This is a genomic window from Microbacterium sp. NPDC057741 (assembly GCF_042798735.1).
In the GTDB taxonomy this organism is placed as follows: domain Bacteria; phylum Actinomycetota; class Actinomycetes; order Actinomycetales; family Microbacteriaceae; genus Microbacterium.
Genome location: NZ_JBHVJW010000003.1, coordinates 266762 through 283662, shown reverse-complemented (window position 1 = coordinate 283662; position 16901 = coordinate 266762). Strand labels below are relative to the sequence as shown.

The window sequence follows — 16901 nt, the reverse complement described above, 5'->3', positions numbered from 1 at the left end:
GCTTCCGCGAGTGGAGCTCGTCTGCACACCGGCACGGCTCTGCAGGTTGAGAACAGTACGCATCATTTCACCTCCCTCCGACAAGGGTGGCGCGACCCCCGGAGTGCGCCACGATTTGGAACATCTCATCCGGGTCGGAAAGAGGCATCCAGGCAAATGGAGCCCCAGCTGCCGCGACTAGAGCCAAGACAACTCCGGCGTTGCCTGAGCGATAATCTGTGGAAAGGCGCAGATAGTTCTCACCCGCTGCGAAAACCTCATGCTCCCAGGTGAGCAGCTCATCGGGGAGCAACGCGATTTGGCGGCTGGCTTCGGCGGCATTAGCCGGGTCGAGCGAGACCGAAAGAGCAGCTATCTGCCCAGCGCGACCGAAAAGCAAGCCAGAGTACGCGTAAGTGTCGCTGGAGCATGCTCGGACGAGGCCCGGCCTGTAGTCCTCGAATGCGTCCTGGTATTCGGGCGAGCGGCGGAGGAGCTCGATCGCGACGAGGATGCCTGAACTCCCCCATGCGAGATACGGGAGCAGCCGATTACCGTCCTTCACACCGAGCATCCCGTCCATGTAGGGAGAAACGTGCTCGAGGTCCCTTGAGATGCACTCGTATGCCGCAACCAAGTAGGAGTCAGGTGTCCCGATCCCGCTCCGCGCGAGGGCTATGAACAGGATGGCAACGCCGGAGTGCCCGTGGAACAGACCAGGCCGTTCGGTGAGGACATCGATAGCCCACTGGGCTCGGCTGCGCACCAAACGAGCGGCCAGTAGCTCACCGATCTCGTGCGCCACTTCTACCGCGTCATCGCGGCGGCTGGTCAAGCCATGCCCCAGTAACCCCAGCCCGATTCCGGCGAGCCCGTCACACAGATCGCTTCTGCGCTCTTGTCGAAAGCTCTGGGTTAGATGCTGCCGAACTCGATCCGCGAGGTCGTGGGTGTCCTCAGAGCTCTCAAAGTGCGTCAGGAGACCCGCCTCACCACTGAAGAGCCCAAGGTGGGGGCTCGTCGCTCCACTTTCCACAAGTGCACGCAAGAAAGCAGTGTCTGAAGGTTCCGCCGCTAGATCCCCATAGCGTCGGGCCAGACGAACACCGGCGATACCCGTCAGCGTGTTCCATCGACCAGATCCACTGAAAATCGTAGGGTCGCCTGGGTACACGACCCCGAGAACCGATCGTCTTGCCTTCCTGATGCCGGCGAGGAGCGAGGCGCCGAGGGGTTGTCCGGGAGATGATTCGCTCGAGAACGGTACAACCGACACGTTGGGACGGAAGTCGAGCTGAGTCTCCGGATTCATCCTCGGAAACCTGGAGGTGATGGCCTGTATCAGCTCAACAGCTTCGGCTCCGAAATTCCCGCGAATCCGGGTCATCATGGTTTCCCAGTGTGCCGGGGCCAGGATCTCCAAGGCACCTGAGATGTCGAACAACGATGCCGCAGTGCGAGAAAGCGCGAACCAGTCGGATTGCCTTGGCGTGAACCCCACAGGTGGCGCATATCCAATCGCGTACATCGAAGCCGCTACGTCGTCGTCGAGCCCTCGGCTGTCCTCGAGGTCGATGAAGCGCACATTGAGGTCATCGTCGACGAGGATGTTGCCCGGGTGCACGTCACCGATCGCGATCCCGCGCTGGTGAATGACTTCCATCGCGTTGACCATGTTTCGAATCACGTGGATCGCGGCGTCGAGGTATCGCTGATGAGTGATTGGGCGTTCGCCACCGACAGCAAAGGGGTAGTTCGTGGTCGCCCACTCTCTTGAGGAAATCCCGGGCAGAAACTCCGTCTCCAAGAATTCGTGCTCCCAGGCCTTGAACTGGTTGAGCACACGGGGCGTCAACCCAGTTCCCTCGAGGAGGCGGAGGGCGTCAGCCTCGATCTTGAGACGTTCCACGGCGTCACGCCCTCGGCGATCGAGTCCCGCGTGAGGCCGTGCCTCCTTCAACAGGGTTGTCGTGGAAGCAGCTATCCCGTCGCGATGCGCTTCATAGACGCCGCCACTGTTGGAGAAGTGTAACGGGGTCAAACCGTCATACTCATCGAGGGGCGTTTCCTCCGTGAGTTCGTACTGCGCGATCGCGTCGCGAACGACACGGGGAGCACGTCGGCCATCCACCGGGAGGACAAACTGCGGGCTGCGCTCGTCCGGCTTCAGCACACCAAGTCGGTCGGGTATTGACGCGATGTCCCCGCCGGATTCGTCTCGCACAGTGATCTTGATGAAACCCCCGTAACGGAAGTAGACCGGCCCGCGTCGGAACCTGACGTCGCTAAGGATGTACGGGCTCGGGAGCCCGTCAAGCACCCGTGCAAGGCGCCGCGCAAGTCGGGTCAGTTGACGGTCATCAGTCGGGTAGATGGTGGCGAACTTCCCGCTGCCACTCCGATCAGCGCCCTTGGAGTTCCGATTGACGTACTCGTGGATCGTCGGAACGAACTTGAACGTCGTGTGTTCATCGACACATGCCGCGACCACAGCATCCAGCGTTCTGGACATGTTTCCGGTAGTCGTTCCAACATGAATCTTCCACCCATGAGTCCTCACGGGAGCCCCCGGCGCGATCCAAGTCTCCCAGGCATCCGTAGAGATAACCTGCCAATCCGATGGAGCCACGATCTCGCTGAAACGCTTTCGCTTCGTTGTTGAGGAGCGGTCAGTGTAAAACGCAGACGCCGTAGAACAGAATGCCGTGTACTCCCACTTGTCCACTCTTGTGCTCCCCGCTGGTCTCAACGTTCTGAGTTCGCCCCCGACGGTTGCGATCGCGGCGACCTCACATCACCATTCCGTTCCGCGCAAGGAGGCGCATCACACTAAAGTCATTCCGTCGATGACCAAAGGCACTGAATCGACGTCTTGCGCAACTGGGCGCGCGTCCGCGAACAGGGCCGGTCTACACTGTCCAGGGCACGGTGAGCGTGAGGGGCTTGAAGATGGCGGGTCAGGACACTCGACGGCCAACGTTGCTGTCCGCCGCCTTCTGGGTCGCCTTAGTTCAGGTTCTTGGCTTCCTGACCTTGGAGGCAATACAAGCTGGTTCAGTCACAGCAGTCGCTAGCTACGGCGCCAACATCGTAGTTGTTGTCGTGCTCTGGTTCCTGCTCCCCTGGGACAGATCCGCGCCTACGCCCAGGAAACTTCTCTCACCAATCTTCCTCGTATCTGCATTTGCTCTGGGGCTCACGGGTTCGAATGGGGAGCACTTTCTATTGCCTTGGCTCGCATTCGCCAACATTGCGTTCGTCTTCGGCGTACGCAGCGCCTTGGCAGCCGTCCTGGTCACCACAGTGCTTGTCGCGACCAGTTCCGTTGTCGTGTTCGGGGGGTCGATCGAGTCAGGTATCCGAGTCGGCTTCAACATCGTTGGCGTGGGACTCTTCGTGACAGCGATGGCGTACGCGGTCAACGAAGCTCGGGTCAGACGAGCCGAAGCCCTCCACCTCAGCACCAAAGTGAAGTCTCTTGCCGCCGCTGAAGAGCGGGCGAGGATTGCTCGCGACATGCACGACTCCCTTGGACACCTTCTCACGATCATCAAGATCGACCTTGAGAACGCCGAGCGACTCCGCGATCGCTCCGAACAGCTAGCCTGGGACGAGGTGAAGAACGCGAAGGGAATCGCTGCGGAGGCCCTCGCCGATGTCCGGAGGTGGGTCCGAGTGCTCCATCCGATGGTCCCGACTGGAGGACTCACTAGCGAGTTGCTCGAGAACTTCGCCAGATCGATAGCCGGCCTTGGCATTGAGGTGTCTTTCGAAGTCGTCGGCGAGGAGCGCGAGTTGGACACTGGGGCACAACTCGTTCTATATCGAACGATCCAGGAGTCGCTCACCAACACCCTCAAGCACTCCGGTGCGAAGCACATCAATTTCGTGCTCACCTTTCTGGATGATGCGGTGGAACTTGTGGCCCACGATGATGGTCGAACTGGGCTTTTGGAAGCTGCCTCCGGGTTTGGTCTGAAATCGCTCGAACAACGCGCAGATAGTGCTGGCGGCGAATTCCTTGCGAGGCCGGAGATCGACGTCAATGGCGACAAGACTGGCTACATCGTGCTGCTCCGACTGCCGGTCCCGATGCCATGAGCGGTATCACGCAGCCGATTCGAGTGGTAATCATCGACGACCAACACCTCTTCCGACATGGGCTCCGTACGATGCTGGCGATCGAGAACGACATCGAGGTTGTCGGTGAAGCCCAAGACGGAGTGGATGGACTCGAGACGATCGGGCGAACAAACCCTGATGTCGTCCTGATTGACGCAAAGATGCCACGAATGGATGGCATTGAGTTGGTGACCCAGCTTAGAGCCGCACACCAACATTTGAGGACGATTGTGCTGACCACATTTGATGCGGACGAGTACCTTTTCGGAGCAATCCGCGCCGGCGTTGACGGCTATCTGCTCAAGGATGCCGACCCGGGAGAAGTCGTCGACGCCATAATCAGAGTCCACGCAGGGAAGAAAGTGTTGGGGAGCGTACCGATCGAGAGACTCATCGAGCGCTACCTCGCCGGAAACCCTCTTGGCCAGACACCTGGTCCCGCCGTTGAATGGGATCGCCTCACCGACCGGGAGCGCCAGGTCGTGCGCCTCATCGCGCTGGGTCACTCGAACCGAGAGATCGGGCTATTTCTCTTCACCTCAGAAGGAACGATCAAGAATCAAGTTTCGAGCGTGCTGCGCAAGCTTGGACTCCGGGACCGAACTCAGATCGCGATTCTCGCGTCGAAGAGCCCCGAGCTTCCCGCAACGGGGCCGTGAATCCCCGGTCCTACACGTTTAAAGGACACCGTTCGGCGTATGGCTGGCCATGTCATCTCGCGTAGTCATATCCATGCCAGCCACACACCGGTGGACCTACGTGCTCAGGGCCTTGAGTCTCGCGAGAGCTCGCTAGACGTTTGACGGAGCCGCGCCGTCGCCCCGGCTGCGGCCGGTCAGTTCGCCGCGGTCGGAGTCGTGCAGTCCCTGTTGGCCGGATGACGCACCGAGCGCTCGCCTCGGGCTCTCAGACCGCCCCGAGGTCGATCCCCGCGGCCGCGGGCTCGGCGTAGTCCACTTCGCGCCACACGTCGCCGTGGCGCTCGAAGCTCGTCACGCTGGACAGCGCGCAGCGCCGGGTGCGCGGGTCGTGACGCAGCTTCAGCCCGGCGACGCGTCGGTGCGTGATCCAGATCGGCGCCTGGTGCGACACGAAGACGACATCGCCCTCGTCCGCGGCATCCCACGCGTCGTCCATCGCGGCGACCATGCGATCGGCGATCGACTCGTAGGGCTCGCCCCAGCTGGGCGTGTTCGGGTTGCGCAGCTGCCACCAGTTCAGCGGGTTGCGCAGCGCCTTGCGCATCCGCCTGCCCTCGAAGAAGTTCCAGGGCTCGATGATGCGCTCTTCGAGCACGGGGGTCAGTCCGAAGGCCGCCGCGAACGGCGCGGCCGATTCCTGTGTGCGCTCCAGCGGCGAGCAGCGCAAGGCGGTCACCGGGCGGCCGAGGGCTGCGACATGGTCGGCGGCGGCCTGCGCCATCCCGCGCCCCGCCTCGCTGAGGTGGTAGTCCGGCAGCCTGCCGTAGAGCACATGGTCGGGGTTGTACACCTCGCCGTGACGGACGAGGTGCAGTCGGGATGCCGGCACTGCTCAGGCCCTGCTGTACTTCGCCCCGCCGAAACCGAGGATGAGGTACCCGATGAAGGGGAACAGCCAGAGCAGGAAGAACGAGAAGGCGCCGCCCTTGCCGAAGTTGGCGCCGAGCTTGATCGCCACGATGATCGCGAAGACGATGTTGACGATCGGGATCAGGTAGAGCAGCGTCATCCACCCCGAGAATCCGGCGATCTTCACGATGAAGATCGTGTTCACGATCGGGATGATCGCGAGGATGCCCGGGTACCCGGCCTTCGTGAAGACCTTCCACAGCCCGACGACGACGAGCACGTAGACGGCGAGCATGACGAACCCGGTGGCTCCGCCGAACAGGCTGCCCCAAAGGCTGTCGACGGCGTCGGTCACATCGGCTGCGTGGATCATGGGGCGAGTCTATCCAGACCGGCCACGTAAACTGGGCTGATATCCCGTCCCCTATCAGGAGGAATTCTCCGTGCTTCGCACACACACGGCAGGCTCACTGCGAGCCGAGCACATCGGTCAGACCGTCACCCTCACGGGTTGGGTCGATCGTCGTCGTGATCACGGAGGAGTCGCATTCATCGATCTGCGGGATGCCTCGGGCATCGCGCAGGTCGTCATCCGCGACGAGGAGATCGCGCACCCGCTGCGCAGCGAGTTCGTGCTGAAGGTCACCGGTCAGGTGTCGCAGCGCCCGGAGGGCAACGCGAACCCGAACCTGCCCTCGGGCGAGATCGAGGTCGTGGCCACCGATGTCAAGGTGCTGAACGAGTCGGCTCCGCTGCCGTTCCAGGTCTCGACCGGCCTCGAGGGCGGCGACCCCGTCGGCGAGGAGGTGCGCCTCAAGCATCGCTACCTCGACCTGCGCCGTCCCGAGCCGGCCGCCGCGATGCGTCTGCGCTCGCAGGTGTACAAGGCGGTCCGCGACGTGCTGCACGAGCGCGACTTCCTCGAGGTCGAGACCCCGACGCTGACCCGTTCCACCCCGGAGGGCGCCCGCGACTTCCTGGTTCCGGCCCGTCTGCACCCCGGCAGCTGGTACGCGCTGCCGCAGTCGCCGCAGCTGTTCAAGCAGCTGCTCATGGTGGGCGGCATCGAGAAGTACTACCAGATCGCGCGCTGCTACCGCGATGAGGACTTCCGTGCCGACCGTCAGCCGGAGTTCACGCAGCTCGACATCGAGATGAGCTTCGTCGACCAGGAGGACGTCATCGAGATGATGGAGTCCGTCATCAAGGCGATGTGGGCGACCATCGGCGTCGAGGTGCAGACCCCGCTGCCGCGGATGACCTACGCCGACGCGATGGCCCTGTACGGCTCCGACAAGCCCGATCTGCGCTTCGGACTGCCGATCGTCGAGGCGACGCCCTACTTCGCGGAGACCCCGTTCCGCGTGTTCCAGTCCGAGTACGTCGGCGCTGTGCTCATGCCCGGCGGCGCCTCGCAGCCCCGCAAGCAGCTCGATGCCTGGCAGGACTGGGCGAAGCAGCGCGGCGCCCGCGGCCTCGCGTACGTCCTGTTCAACGAGGACGGCACGCTCGGCGGTCCCGTCGCCAAGAACCTGTCCGAGTCGGAGCAGGAGGGACTCGCCCAGCTCGTCGGCGCGAAGCCCGGTGACTGCGCCTTCTTCGCCGCTGGCTCGACCAAGGACAGCCGCGCGCTGCTCGGCGCCGCACGCGTCGAGATCGGCCGCCGCCTCGGCCTGCTCGACCCCGACGTGTTCGCCTTCACCTGGGTGATGGATGCCCCGATGTTCGAGCCCGCCGCCGATGCCGTCGCATCCGGCGATGTGGCCGTGGGCGCAGGCGCCTGGACTGCTGTGCACCACGCGTTCACCGGCCCGAAGCCGGAGTTCGAGGACACCTTCGACACCGACCCCGGCTCTGCCCTGGCCTACGCGTACGACATCGTGTGCAACGGCTCCGAACTCGGCGGCGGCTCGATCCGCATCCACCGCGAGGACATCCAGAAGCGCGTCTTCAAGGTCATGGGCATCAGCGAGGAGCAGGCGCAGGAGAAGTTCGGCTTCTTGCTCGACGCGTTCAAGTTCGGCGCCCCGCCGCACGGTGGCATCGCGCTGGGCATGGACCGCGTGCTGCAGCATCTGACCAAGACCGACTCGATCCGCGAGGTGATCGCGTTCCCGAAGTCGGGCAACGGCTTCGACCCGCTCACCGAGGCGCCGGGCACCATCACGCCCGAGCAGCGCGCCGAGGCCGGCGTCGACTTCGTCCCGGAGGACGAGTCGGAGGGTGCTCCGGCCCAGCTCTGACGCCTTTCGCCGAGACCCCGCGACGCCCGACGTCGCGGGGTCTCGGCGTCTCCGGCTGAGAGACTGGATCCATGCTCGACGCCCTCCCCCTGCCGCACCCGTTCGACTCCCGCGCCGGCGCGGCCGTGCTTCGGCGCGCGACGCCGGACGACGCGGATGCGATCATCGCCCTGCTCGCTGATGATCCGATCAGCGCCTCACGCGGCGATCAGGCATCCGATGCCGACCGTCCCGCCTACGCGGCAGCACTGGTCGAGATCCTCGCCGCCCCGTCGAACGACCTGCTCGTCGTCGACCTCGATGGAGCTCTCGTCGGCACCCTGCAGCTCACCCTGATCCCGGGGATGGCCCGGCAGGGCGCGAAGCGCCTGCTGGTCGAGGCGGTGCGGGTGAGCAGCACGCTGCGCTCCTCCGGCATCGGCTCCGCCGCGATGCGCTGGGTCTCGGACGCCGCAGCGCCGGCTCTCGGCGCGGCACTGATCCAGCTCACCTCGGATGCCGCGCGCACCGACGCCCACCGGTTCTACGAACGCCTCGGCTACGTCGGCTCGCACGTCGGGTTCAAGTACCGCGTCCCGCGCTGAACGGAACCCGGTGCTTCCCTCCGGACGCTTTCGGGTCTACGTTCGTCGTTGAGGGGATCATCCCTCGGACCCGAACGAGAGGGGTTGCCCTATGGCAGGTAAGTTCGAGCTCTACACGGACAAGAGCGGCGATTGGCGTTTTCGTCTGAAGGCCGGCAATGGCGAGGTCATCGCCACCGGCCAGGGCTACTCGTCGAAGGCGAGTGCCATGAACGGCATCGATTCGGTGCGACGCAACGCCGCTGAAGCCGAGGTCGTCGAAGTCGACGGCTGAGAGATCAGTACCCAGAGGGGGCGGGATGCTCAGCATCCCGCCCCCTCGTCTGTCCGCTGTCCAGCAGGATCACGCCGTGCAGTTCTCGCACGGTGGCGTTGCGGCTGTACTGATGGCGACGACTCCTGACCCGCCGTCGGCGTGCGACCACGGGATGGATCCGCTGATGCTCGCCGTCGGGCTGTTCTTCTGGTCGACGATGTTCAGCACCACCCGCTGGTTGCCACCGGCGGGGACGGTGAACGTCGACGGGCTGACCGTGAAGGTCACGTCGACACCGTTCAGCGCCAGCGTCACGGTGGACGGAATCGTGACGACGATCGCCTGCCCGGTCGGGTTGTCGATCGTCAGCGGCTGCAGATAGCCCTTGGTCCAGCCCTTGTCCTTGCACGAGCCGCCGGGCAGCTTGCACGCGTTGCCACCGGATGTGATGACCACGCCCACGTCGGACGCCGCGGCGAGCGGCACCGCCGTTGCCGCGGCGATGACCGGAATGCTCCACGCCGCGCCTTTCAACACGGTCCGCCGTGTCGTTCCTGCTGTTGATCCTCGGTCCCCCAGAGACGCAGAAGACTCCATGCTGATCCTCCCCAGAATCGTGATGGTGCGGCGTACCCGCCCAGTCGGGTGCGCCATGGCGTGAGAGCCGCCACCATCATCGGCGGGCGTCGAGCATCACGCCGAGCCCGCCGGCGATCCTGACCCACGGCGTGGGTCATTCCGCCGGTCCCGCGTCACGCCTCGAGGAGCACCCGGACTACGGCCCTGTCGATTTCGGCTCCGGGTCGGCGAGTCCATCACGCCAGGCGAGCCTGACCAGGTCCACCTTGGTGTGCGCCTCCACTCCGACCGCGGAGTACTTCTGCTTGATCCGAGACAGGTACTTCCGTGCGGTGTCCGGTCGAACGCCGAGTTCCTCCGCGGCAGCGGAGATGCTCCATCCGTCCACATACAGGGACAGGAGTCGCGTCTCCTGTGCCGACAGCCTCGGGATGCGCGATTCGTCCCTGAGCGCGGCCTCCGCTGTGTCGGTGATGACCTGCTTCCCGACGAGCACCTGCAGCGCCGCGGTGATCAGCACGTCCTCGCTGTCCGTCTTGGACACGATGCCGTCCACCCCGGCCTCGCGCACCGCGCGCGCCTCATGCCGCGAGGAGAGCGAAGACAGCAGCAGCACGCGCATGCCCGCTCGCCGCAGTGCCGCGAGCGCGCGCAGGTCGCCTCCGGCGGGATCGATCGGCAGCAGTTCGGCGACGAGCAGGTGCGGCCAGTGACGCTCGCTCCGATCGCGCATCCACGCCAGCAGCCCGGCGAGCGAGTCTGCGCCGTGCACGACGTGCAGACCTCCCCGCTCGCGGAGCAGCTCCATCGCTCCGTTGCGCTGCAGGACGTGCGGTTCGACCACGGCTGCACGCCGCGTCGCACCTCTCGCCGAGTTCGACGATCCCCCGGTCGCGCTCCCCAGAACGCGACCCCGCGATTGAGTCCCCATAACTGTAAAGAGTGCGATGTCGGCGGAATGTCACGCCGTTCGGCCCGATCCTGGTTTCCGATCACCGCCGAAGCGTGCGAACGAGCCCGAGATACTCCGCAGCCGTGACGTGCGGCAGATATGCCCGCGCGACGGCCACGCCGATTGCCGGAAGCCTGCTCGGATCTGGATACGCCATGTGCAGCCGGCGATAGTCCGGGTGGAACTTGCTCTTGAACGCCAGCAGCGAGCGGAATCCGTAGGCCGGCTCGAGCACACGCCCCAGCCAGTCCAGCAGCCGCGACATCGTGTCGTCCCGTGCATCCCCCGCCCGTGCCAGCGGCGCGCCGGACAGGCTCATGATGCGCAGCCCCTCATCCTGCATCCGAAGCGCTGCCGACGCGATCACGAACTCCATGACGCCCGGCATCGCAGCATCCGCTCTGCGCATGAAGTCCAGTGTCCAGCCGATCAGGTCGCCGCCCTGCCACACCGGCAGCCAGCTGGTCACCGCCTGAAGGCCACCGTCCGGGCCGATCGCGAGCATGAGGGCGACATCCGGATCCTTCAGCTCGTCGACCCCACCCAGGGTGAGCCCCATTTCGGGCAGCGCCTTCTCTGCGATCCACTGCTCGCTCAGGGCATCCAGGCGGGCGGTGAGCAGCGGCGACAGATCCTGCCATCGAGCCCACTCGGCGCGCAGCCCATCGCGGGCTCCCCGGCGGTAGGGCTGCCGCACCTTCGCCCACGCACTGCCCTCCAGAGCGAAGCGCTCCAGCGGCACGACGGTCTCCTCCCCCACCGGCAGGTGCGACCAGCCGAGTCTCCGCACGATGGTCACCGTCTCATCGTGCACGCCGTACAGCACCGGCATCCAGCCACGACGATCGCAGAAGTCGGCGAAGTCGCGCAGCGTCGCCTCTCGTCCCGCCCCGGCGGGATCGCCCACCACCAGCGCGATGCCGGAGATCACTCGATAGGCGACGGCGCCTCGGCCGTCGGCGGTGAACCAGTGTCGGTTACCGGCCCAGGTGCCGATGAAGCCCATCGTGTCGGCGGGTCCGTCATCACCGCCCTCGCGCAGCAGAGCCCGATACCGCTCGCCATCGTCTGCGGCGGTGTCGGCGGCGGGGGCGCGCAGCATCCGCAGCATGGCCGCCACGAAGACCGCCCAGAACACCGGGCCCGCGGCGTGCCGGATCACACCGGTCGCGGGCCCGAGGCGCACCGCCGAGCGGCCGTGCACGAAGCCGGCGGGGAGGAACCGTCGCACCGCGTCGAGAAGCGCGTACCCCGCGTCACCGCCGGAGAACGCCACGATCAGCGCGGAGACAGCCGCGAGCATGACGAGCATCGCGAGCACGACGAGTGCGAACCGCGCCGCCTCGCGGCGTCCGACTCGCACGTCGAACCGACGGCGGGTGATGATCAGCACGACGCACATCGCGGCCGGCACGACCAGCGCGACCACTGCGAATCCGGGGAACGCACGGTCGATCGCCACGATCTCGGCCGGATGCCGCAGGTCGTCGGCCCCGATGCTGACGACGATGAGCATGCCGGTCAGCAGGTTGACGGCGAGGGCGAGCAGCCACGCCGCCCGACGGCCCGCCACCAGCCCCAGCGCTGCGACCAGGCTGAGCACCACCGGAACCAGGCTCATCAGAAACCCCCACAGGCTGAATCCGATCCCCGCGACACAGTGGTTGGAGGGGTCCTCCGCGCATCGGGCGAGGATCGCGTCGACACCGGTGCCGCGCAGGCCGGCCACCTCGGGCGACAGCGGACCGATGCCCACTCCGGTGAGGATCACGATCAGCGGTCCGAGTCCGGTCACTGCGACGATCGCCGCGATCAGTGCGCGCACCTCGCCGTACGAGCTGCGATACCAGGGCGCGTGCGTGTGGCCGCGGGCCAGCAGCGCGCCCGCGCCAAGGCCCGCGCAGGCGGCGATCAGCCGGAACGTGCTGTCGGCGTCGCCGCCGTAGACGGCGAACATCAGCAGCAGAGCGAAGCCCAGTAGACGAATGCGGCGGCGGAAGAGCACGGGCGCGAGGGCGCTCCCCGCCATGATCACTCCGGCGACCCCGACCGCAGGGTCCAGCACGAGCCCGGATGCCCGCGCCCAGATCGCGCCTTGGCTCTCGGCGACCGCCTGCACGCCGACGCCACCGAGCATCCCGACCAGCCCGGTGCCGAGGAACAACAGCGCGGAGCGCGCACTGCCCAGCATCTGCTCGACGTAGGCGAGCACCGTGCCGATCAGCACCAGGGTGAGCAGCAGCTCGATGAGCGAGTCCGGCACGAGCAGCGCAGTGAACACTGTCCACCATCGGCCGGCGGCGAGCGACTCCGGGCTGGCCGCCAGCCAGGCCGGATGCCGCCCCCACGGCGTTCCGGTGACCACCGCCGTCAGAGTGATGAGCAGACCGAGCGCCGTGGAGAACGGGTGCGCGCGCAGGTACCGCAGCACGCCCTCGATCATGGAGCCAGCCCCCAGACCGGGGCGAGCACGCGCAGTTCCTCGTCGAGGCCGCCGGACAGCGCGGGCCCCACGTGCCCGGCATCCGGCACGGCGTAGAAATGCGTCTCGAACCCGGCCGCCTGCGCGCGCGCCGTCGCCCGGTGCGCGGGCCGGGAGTAGACGTGGTCGTTCGCGCCGACGGTGAAGACGGCGACGTGCCCCTTGTACTGCCCAGGATGCGTGAGCAGCGCGTTCTCGGGCTTGTTCGCGTTGAACGCGGCGACGTCCCCGCCGAAGACGGTGTCGAGAACCGGCCCCGGGTCCTCTTGACCTGGATACTCCTCCCCCGAGATGTCGGCCAGCGCGCCCCACACGTCAGGATGCTGCGCACCGTACAGGAACGAGCACGCGCCCCCGTTCGAGTACCCGCTGATGGTCCAGTCGGCGTGATCGGTCATCACCCGCAGGTGCGTACGGATCCAGTTCGGGATGTCCACGTTGACGTACGTGTCGACTCCGCCATAGGCCTTCGAATCGGCGCATCCGGGATTCTGCCGTTCGGCACCGAGCTGATCGGCAACGATGACGATCGGCGCCAGGCCGTGATGCTTCGCGGCGAAGCGATCACCGGCCTCTTTGACCATCGTCGGCGTCGGGCTGCCGGGCAGCCCCATCATCTGCACGATCACCGGCAGCGCGGGCGGATCCTGGACCAGTGCGGCCGGCGGCAGGTAGATCGAGGCGTCACGAGGTGCGAATCCGGCAGTCGACGGGATGCGCTGGTTGCCGGACAGCAGCAGCGCCTCGCCGCTGTGCGGCATGCCGGCCGGCGGGCGCCACCACTCGTACAGTGGGCTGCTGTCCACCGCCGTCCTCAGCGGCTTCGCGAAGTGCCGGGCATTCTGCAGCGTGGAGAGGCCGAACAGGTCACCCGCCGTGCGATCCAGCCCGAACGCCGCATTGACGCCGAGAGCGGCCGAGAGCAGGGCCGCGAGGATGGCGAGTACGGCGACGGTCTTGCGCCACACGCCGCTGTCCCAAAGCGAGACGATGCCGAGCCCGACTGCGGCGAACGCCCCCGCCACCCAGAGGCTCACCCCCGGTGGGAGCGGTGTGCCGAGCACGTCGGTCAGGTCGACGAGAGCACAGGCCACGAATCCGAGGTTGCCGCCGGCCATTGCGGCGATGAGCAGCCGGAGCGACCGGCGCGGGGTATACCCGCGCGCCAGCAGCCCGACCAGCAGGGCGGCGGTGACAGCCCACACGGCCCAGGGCGCGGCACCGCCGGAGATGTCGAGTGCGAGCAGCCAGTGCAGCATGAACCCGCCCCCGATCCCGCGCACGTTCGCGCTCGGCCCAGGCTAGGACGGCATTCCGAGGCGTCCGCTCGGAAAGCGGCCGTCATTCATGAGAAGCCTCACAGAACGCGCGAGAGGAAGTCCTTCGTGCGCTGCTCCTGCGGGTTCGCGAGCACCTCGCGCGGGTCGCCCTGCTCGACGATGCGGCCGTCGGCCATGAAGATCAGCCGGGAGCCGACCTCACGGGCGAAGCCCATCTCGTGCGTGACGACCAGCATGGTCATGCCCTCGTCGGCGAGCTGCCGCATCACCTGCAGCACGTCGCCGACCAGCTCTGGGTCCAGCGCCGAGGTCGGCTCATCGAAGAGCATCATGTCGGGGTTCATGCACAGCGCACGGGCGATCGCGACGCGCTGCTGCTGTCCGCCGGAGAGATGGCTCGGGTAGGCGTCGACCTTCTCGGACAGCCCGACCCGGCCGAGCATCTCCTTCGCGATCCTCTCGGCCTCGCCCTTGGAGCGCTTCTTCACCTGCCGCTGGGCGATCATCAGATTGCCCAGCACACTCATGTGCGGGAACAGGTTGAAGTTCTGGAACACCATGCCGATGCGCTGGCGCACACGGTCGATGTCGGTGTCCTCGTCGGTGATGTCGATGCCCTCGATGAGGACCTTGCCGTCGGTGGGCTCCTCGAGCACGTTCACCGAGCGCAGCAGCGTGGACTTCCCCGACCCCGACGGGCCGATGATGCACACCACCTCGCCCGCCTGCACGGTGAGGTCGATGCCCTTGAGCACCTCGTTCTCGCCGAACGTCTTGACCAGCCCCTGCACGTCGATCGCCGGGGCATGGATGTCGATCGCTTCTGTACTCATCTCTCCCTCGCCAACCGGCGCTCGAGCCATGCGGTCAATCGCGTGAGCGGGATCGTCACGACCAGGTACAGCAGCGCTGCCATCACCAGCGGCGTGGCGTTCGCGTAGGTGGACAGGCCGTTGCGGGCATACGTCGTCAGCTCGTAAGTGAGCGGGGTCGCACCCGCGACGAAGAACAGCGAGGTGTCCTTCAGCAGCAGCACGAACTCGTTCGTCAGCGGCGGGATGATGATGCGGAAGCCCTGCGGCAGCACGATGAAGAACATCGTCCGCATCGACGACATGCCCAGCGACCGCGCCGCTTCGGTCTGCCCCTTCGGCACCGCCTGGATACCGGCGCGGATCGTCTCTGCCATGTACGCCGAGGACACCACGATCAGGGCGAACGTCGCCGCGCCGACCGAGCCGCCGGGGATCCTCACCCCCTGCAGAGCGATCGGCAGCATGAGTGCGAAGGCGAAGATCGTCATCAGCGCCGGGATGCCGCGGAAGAACTCGATCCAGACGGTGGCCATCCACCGGAACGGCGGGATGCTGCTGAGCTTCATCAACGCCAGCACCACCGCGAGGATGAGCCCACCGGTGAACGATTCGATCGTGAAGAGCAGGGTGTTCTTCAGCCCGACGGTGATGATGCCGGGCAGCAGCTTCGCCGCCACCTCGGGGTTCGCGAACTGCTTCGCGACCGTCGGCCAGTCCGTGGCGAAGGCCACCCAGATGACGATCGCGGCGAGGATCGCGTAGACCGTGTAGTGGTACAGCCGCGTACGGGTGCGCTTCTTCAGTGCCATGTCAGCGGATCATTCCACCGTCACTTCGCGCTGAAGTACTTGTCGTAGATCTTGTCGTACTCGCCGTCGTCCTTGAGCGCCTTCAGCTGCTCGTCGACGGCCTTGCGCAGGGCATCCTTCTGTCCCTTCGCGAAGGCGAATCCGTACTGCTCGTCGGTGTTGTAGGTCTCGACCACCTTGTAGGACTTGTCGGCCTTCTCGTGCTCGATGTTCACCGGCAGGTCCTGCAGGATCGCGTCGATCTGACCGGCCTGCAGTGCCGGCCACAGCACGCCGTCGTCGGAGAACTGGGTGAGCGTGGCGCCCTTGGCGTGCTCCTTCGCGTAGTTCTCGCCTGTCGTGCCCTGCTGCACGCCAACGTTCTTGCCGGAGAGGTCGTCGATGCCCTTGATGCCGGAGTCGGTCTTCACCAGCAGCGACTGCAGCGAGTCGTAGTACGGCGCGGAGAAGTCGATGTTCTTCTTGCGCTCGTCGGTGATGGTCATCGCCGAGCCGCCCATGTCGCAGTTGCCCGCGAGCAGCGCGGTGCCGGACTGCAGGGCGTCGAAGTTGGTGACGACGAACTCGGCCTTCAGGTCGAGCTTCTTCGCGACCGCGGTGAGGATGTCGACGTCGAAGCCGGTGTAGCCCGAGCCGGACTCATCCGGGTATTCGAAGGGCTTGTAGGGGATGTCCGAGCACACCGTGAGCGTGCCGGCGGTCACCAGGCCGTAGTCGGCGCCGGCGGCGGGCTTGTCGGAGCCCCCGTCGGAACCGGGGTTGCTCGCGCAGCCCGCGAGGGCGAGTGCGGCGGCCGCGACCGTGGCCGCGATCAGGACGGAACGACGTCGTTGCATGTCCACTCCAAGGGTAAAGAAGGACCTCTTCGCAAGAAGGACCTGTTTTCGGGTCGTCCTATCTTGCCACGCCCTCGGAGCGCTGATGACCAGTCACGATCACGGTTGGGTTTCAGACCTCGAAGTCGACGGCGACGCGGGATGCCACGACCGAGCGGATGTAGCCTGCCGCCTCCACGTGCGCCGGGTGCACCTGGTACGCCTCCAGGTCCTCGGTGCTCTCGACGTCGGCGACCAGCGCCACGTCCCAGTTCGAGTCGATCGGCACGGCGTTCGCGCCGGCGTTCACGGCCCGAAGCTGCGGCACGACGCCATCCAGCACGTTCAGGCGGCGCGCCACCTCGGCGGCCTGCTCGGCGCGCTCCGAGGCATCCTCGCTCGCGAGCTTCCACATGACGACGTGACGGATCACTT

The 16901-nt window shown here is 66.1% G+C and carries 16 protein-coding genes; 5 read left to right on the top strand and 11 right to left on the bottom strand.

The genetic code is table 11. The features are described from left to right. Nucleotides 1-67: 67 nt before the first annotated feature. A complete protein-coding gene (gene lanKC / locus ACFVDO_RS12365; RefSeq protein WP_378859295.1) occupies nucleotides 68-2704 on the bottom strand; it encodes a class III lanthionine synthetase LanKC in 2637 nt (878 codons plus the stop codon). A 224-nt stretch (nucleotides 2705-2928) separates the two neighbouring features. On the opposite strand from lanKC, the gene ACFVDO_RS12360 reads away from it, so the two are divergent. Both ACFVDO_RS12360 and ACFVDO_RS12355 read left to right on the top strand, forming a co-directional pair. After that, the gene (locus ACFVDO_RS12360) at nucleotides 2929-4080 is read left to right on the top strand and encodes a sensor histidine kinase (protein ID WP_378859294.1); all 1152 of its coding nucleotides are present in this window, start codon (nucleotides 2929-2931) and stop codon (nucleotides 4078-4080) included. Then, entirely contained in the window at nucleotides 4077-4760 is a 684-nt protein-coding gene (locus tag ACFVDO_RS12355; protein WP_378859293.1) for a response regulator, read from the top strand. Before ACFVDO_RS12360 ends, ACFVDO_RS12355 begins: the two co-directional genes overlap by 4 nt. Nucleotides 4761-5007: 247 nt before the next feature. Here ACFVDO_RS12355 and ACFVDO_RS12350 read toward each other — a convergent pair whose 3' ends face one another. Together ACFVDO_RS12350 and ACFVDO_RS12345 are read right to left on the bottom strand one after the other, a co-directional pair. After that, nucleotides 5008-5631: a histidine phosphatase family protein gene (locus ACFVDO_RS12350; RefSeq protein WP_378859292.1), complete on the bottom strand. Its 624-nt coding sequence runs from the start codon at nucleotides 5629-5631 to the stop codon at nucleotides 5008-5010. Between the two features lie 3 nt (nucleotides 5632-5634). Next, the gene (locus ACFVDO_RS12345; protein ID WP_378859291.1) at nucleotides 5635-6024 is read right to left on the bottom strand and encodes a DUF5684 domain-containing protein; all 390 of its coding nucleotides are present in this window, start codon (nucleotides 6022-6024) and stop codon (nucleotides 5635-5637) included. A gap of 70 nt (nucleotides 6025-6094) precedes the next feature. Here ACFVDO_RS12345 and aspS point away from each other — a divergent pair, with 70 nt between their 5' ends. From aspS to ACFVDO_RS12330, 3 genes are all read left to right on the top strand, one after another. Beyond that, nucleotides 6095-7894, top strand: a complete 1800-nt coding sequence (gene aspS / locus ACFVDO_RS12340; RefSeq protein WP_378859290.1) for an aspartate--tRNA ligase — start codon at nucleotides 6095-6097, stop codon at nucleotides 7892-7894. Between the two features lie 71 nt (nucleotides 7895-7965). After that, entirely contained in the window at nucleotides 7966-8478 is a 513-nt protein-coding gene (locus ACFVDO_RS12335) for a GNAT family N-acetyltransferase (RefSeq protein ID WP_378886861.1), read from the top strand. A 91-nt stretch (nucleotides 8479-8569) separates the two neighbouring features. Continuing rightward, nucleotides 8570-8752, top strand: coding sequence for a YegP family protein (locus ACFVDO_RS12330; protein WP_378886860.1), 183 nt, complete (start codon nucleotides 8570-8572; stop codon nucleotides 8750-8752). A 69-nt stretch (nucleotides 8753-8821) separates the two neighbouring features. Here the strand turns inward: ACFVDO_RS12330 and ACFVDO_RS12325 are convergent, their stop codons facing one another. The 8 genes from ACFVDO_RS12325 to ACFVDO_RS12290 all read right to left on the bottom strand — a co-directional run bounded on the left by ACFVDO_RS12325 (nucleotide 8822) and on the right by ACFVDO_RS12290 (nucleotide 16899). After that, a complete protein-coding gene (locus ACFVDO_RS12325; RefSeq protein WP_378855784.1) occupies nucleotides 8822-9271 on the bottom strand; it encodes a hypothetical protein in 450 nt (149 codons plus the stop codon). A 238-nt stretch (nucleotides 9272-9509) separates the two neighbouring features. Beyond that, a complete protein-coding gene (locus tag ACFVDO_RS12320) occupies nucleotides 9510-10157 on the bottom strand; it encodes a sigma factor-like helix-turn-helix DNA-binding protein (RefSeq protein ID WP_378855782.1) in 648 nt (215 codons plus the stop codon). Nucleotides 10158-10305: 148 nt separating this feature from the next. After that, on the bottom strand, nucleotides 10306-12708 hold the full coding sequence (locus ACFVDO_RS12315; protein WP_378855780.1) for a bifunctional lysylphosphatidylglycerol flippase/synthetase MprF: 2403 nt from the start codon (nucleotides 12706-12708) through the stop codon (nucleotides 10306-10308). Further along, entirely contained in the window at nucleotides 12705-14030 is a 1326-nt protein-coding gene (locus ACFVDO_RS12310) for an alpha/beta hydrolase (RefSeq protein WP_378855778.1), read from the bottom strand. Before ACFVDO_RS12310 ends, ACFVDO_RS12315 begins: the two co-directional genes overlap by 4 nt. A 74-nt stretch (nucleotides 14031-14104) precedes the next feature. Beyond that, nucleotides 14105-14860, bottom strand: a complete 756-nt coding sequence (locus ACFVDO_RS12305; RefSeq protein WP_378855776.1) for an amino acid ABC transporter ATP-binding protein — start codon at nucleotides 14858-14860, stop codon at nucleotides 14105-14107. Then, nucleotides 14857-15651: an amino acid ABC transporter permease gene (locus tag ACFVDO_RS12300; RefSeq protein WP_378855774.1), complete on the bottom strand. Its 795-nt coding sequence runs from the start codon at nucleotides 15649-15651 to the stop codon at nucleotides 14857-14859. The genes ACFVDO_RS12305 and ACFVDO_RS12300 overlap by 4 nt, the downstream gene beginning before the upstream one ends. A gap of 20 nt (nucleotides 15652-15671) precedes the next feature. Then, nucleotides 15672-16487, bottom strand: coding sequence for a basic amino acid ABC transporter substrate-binding protein (locus ACFVDO_RS12295; protein ID WP_378855771.1), 816 nt, complete (start codon nucleotides 16485-16487; stop codon nucleotides 15672-15674). A gap of 112 nt (nucleotides 16488-16599) precedes the next feature. Continuing rightward, complete coding sequence (locus tag ACFVDO_RS12290) at nucleotides 16600-16899, bottom strand: Dabb family protein (protein ID WP_378855769.1); 300 nt, start codon at nucleotides 16897-16899, stop codon at nucleotides 16600-16602. Nucleotides 16900-16901: the final 2 nt, after the last annotated feature.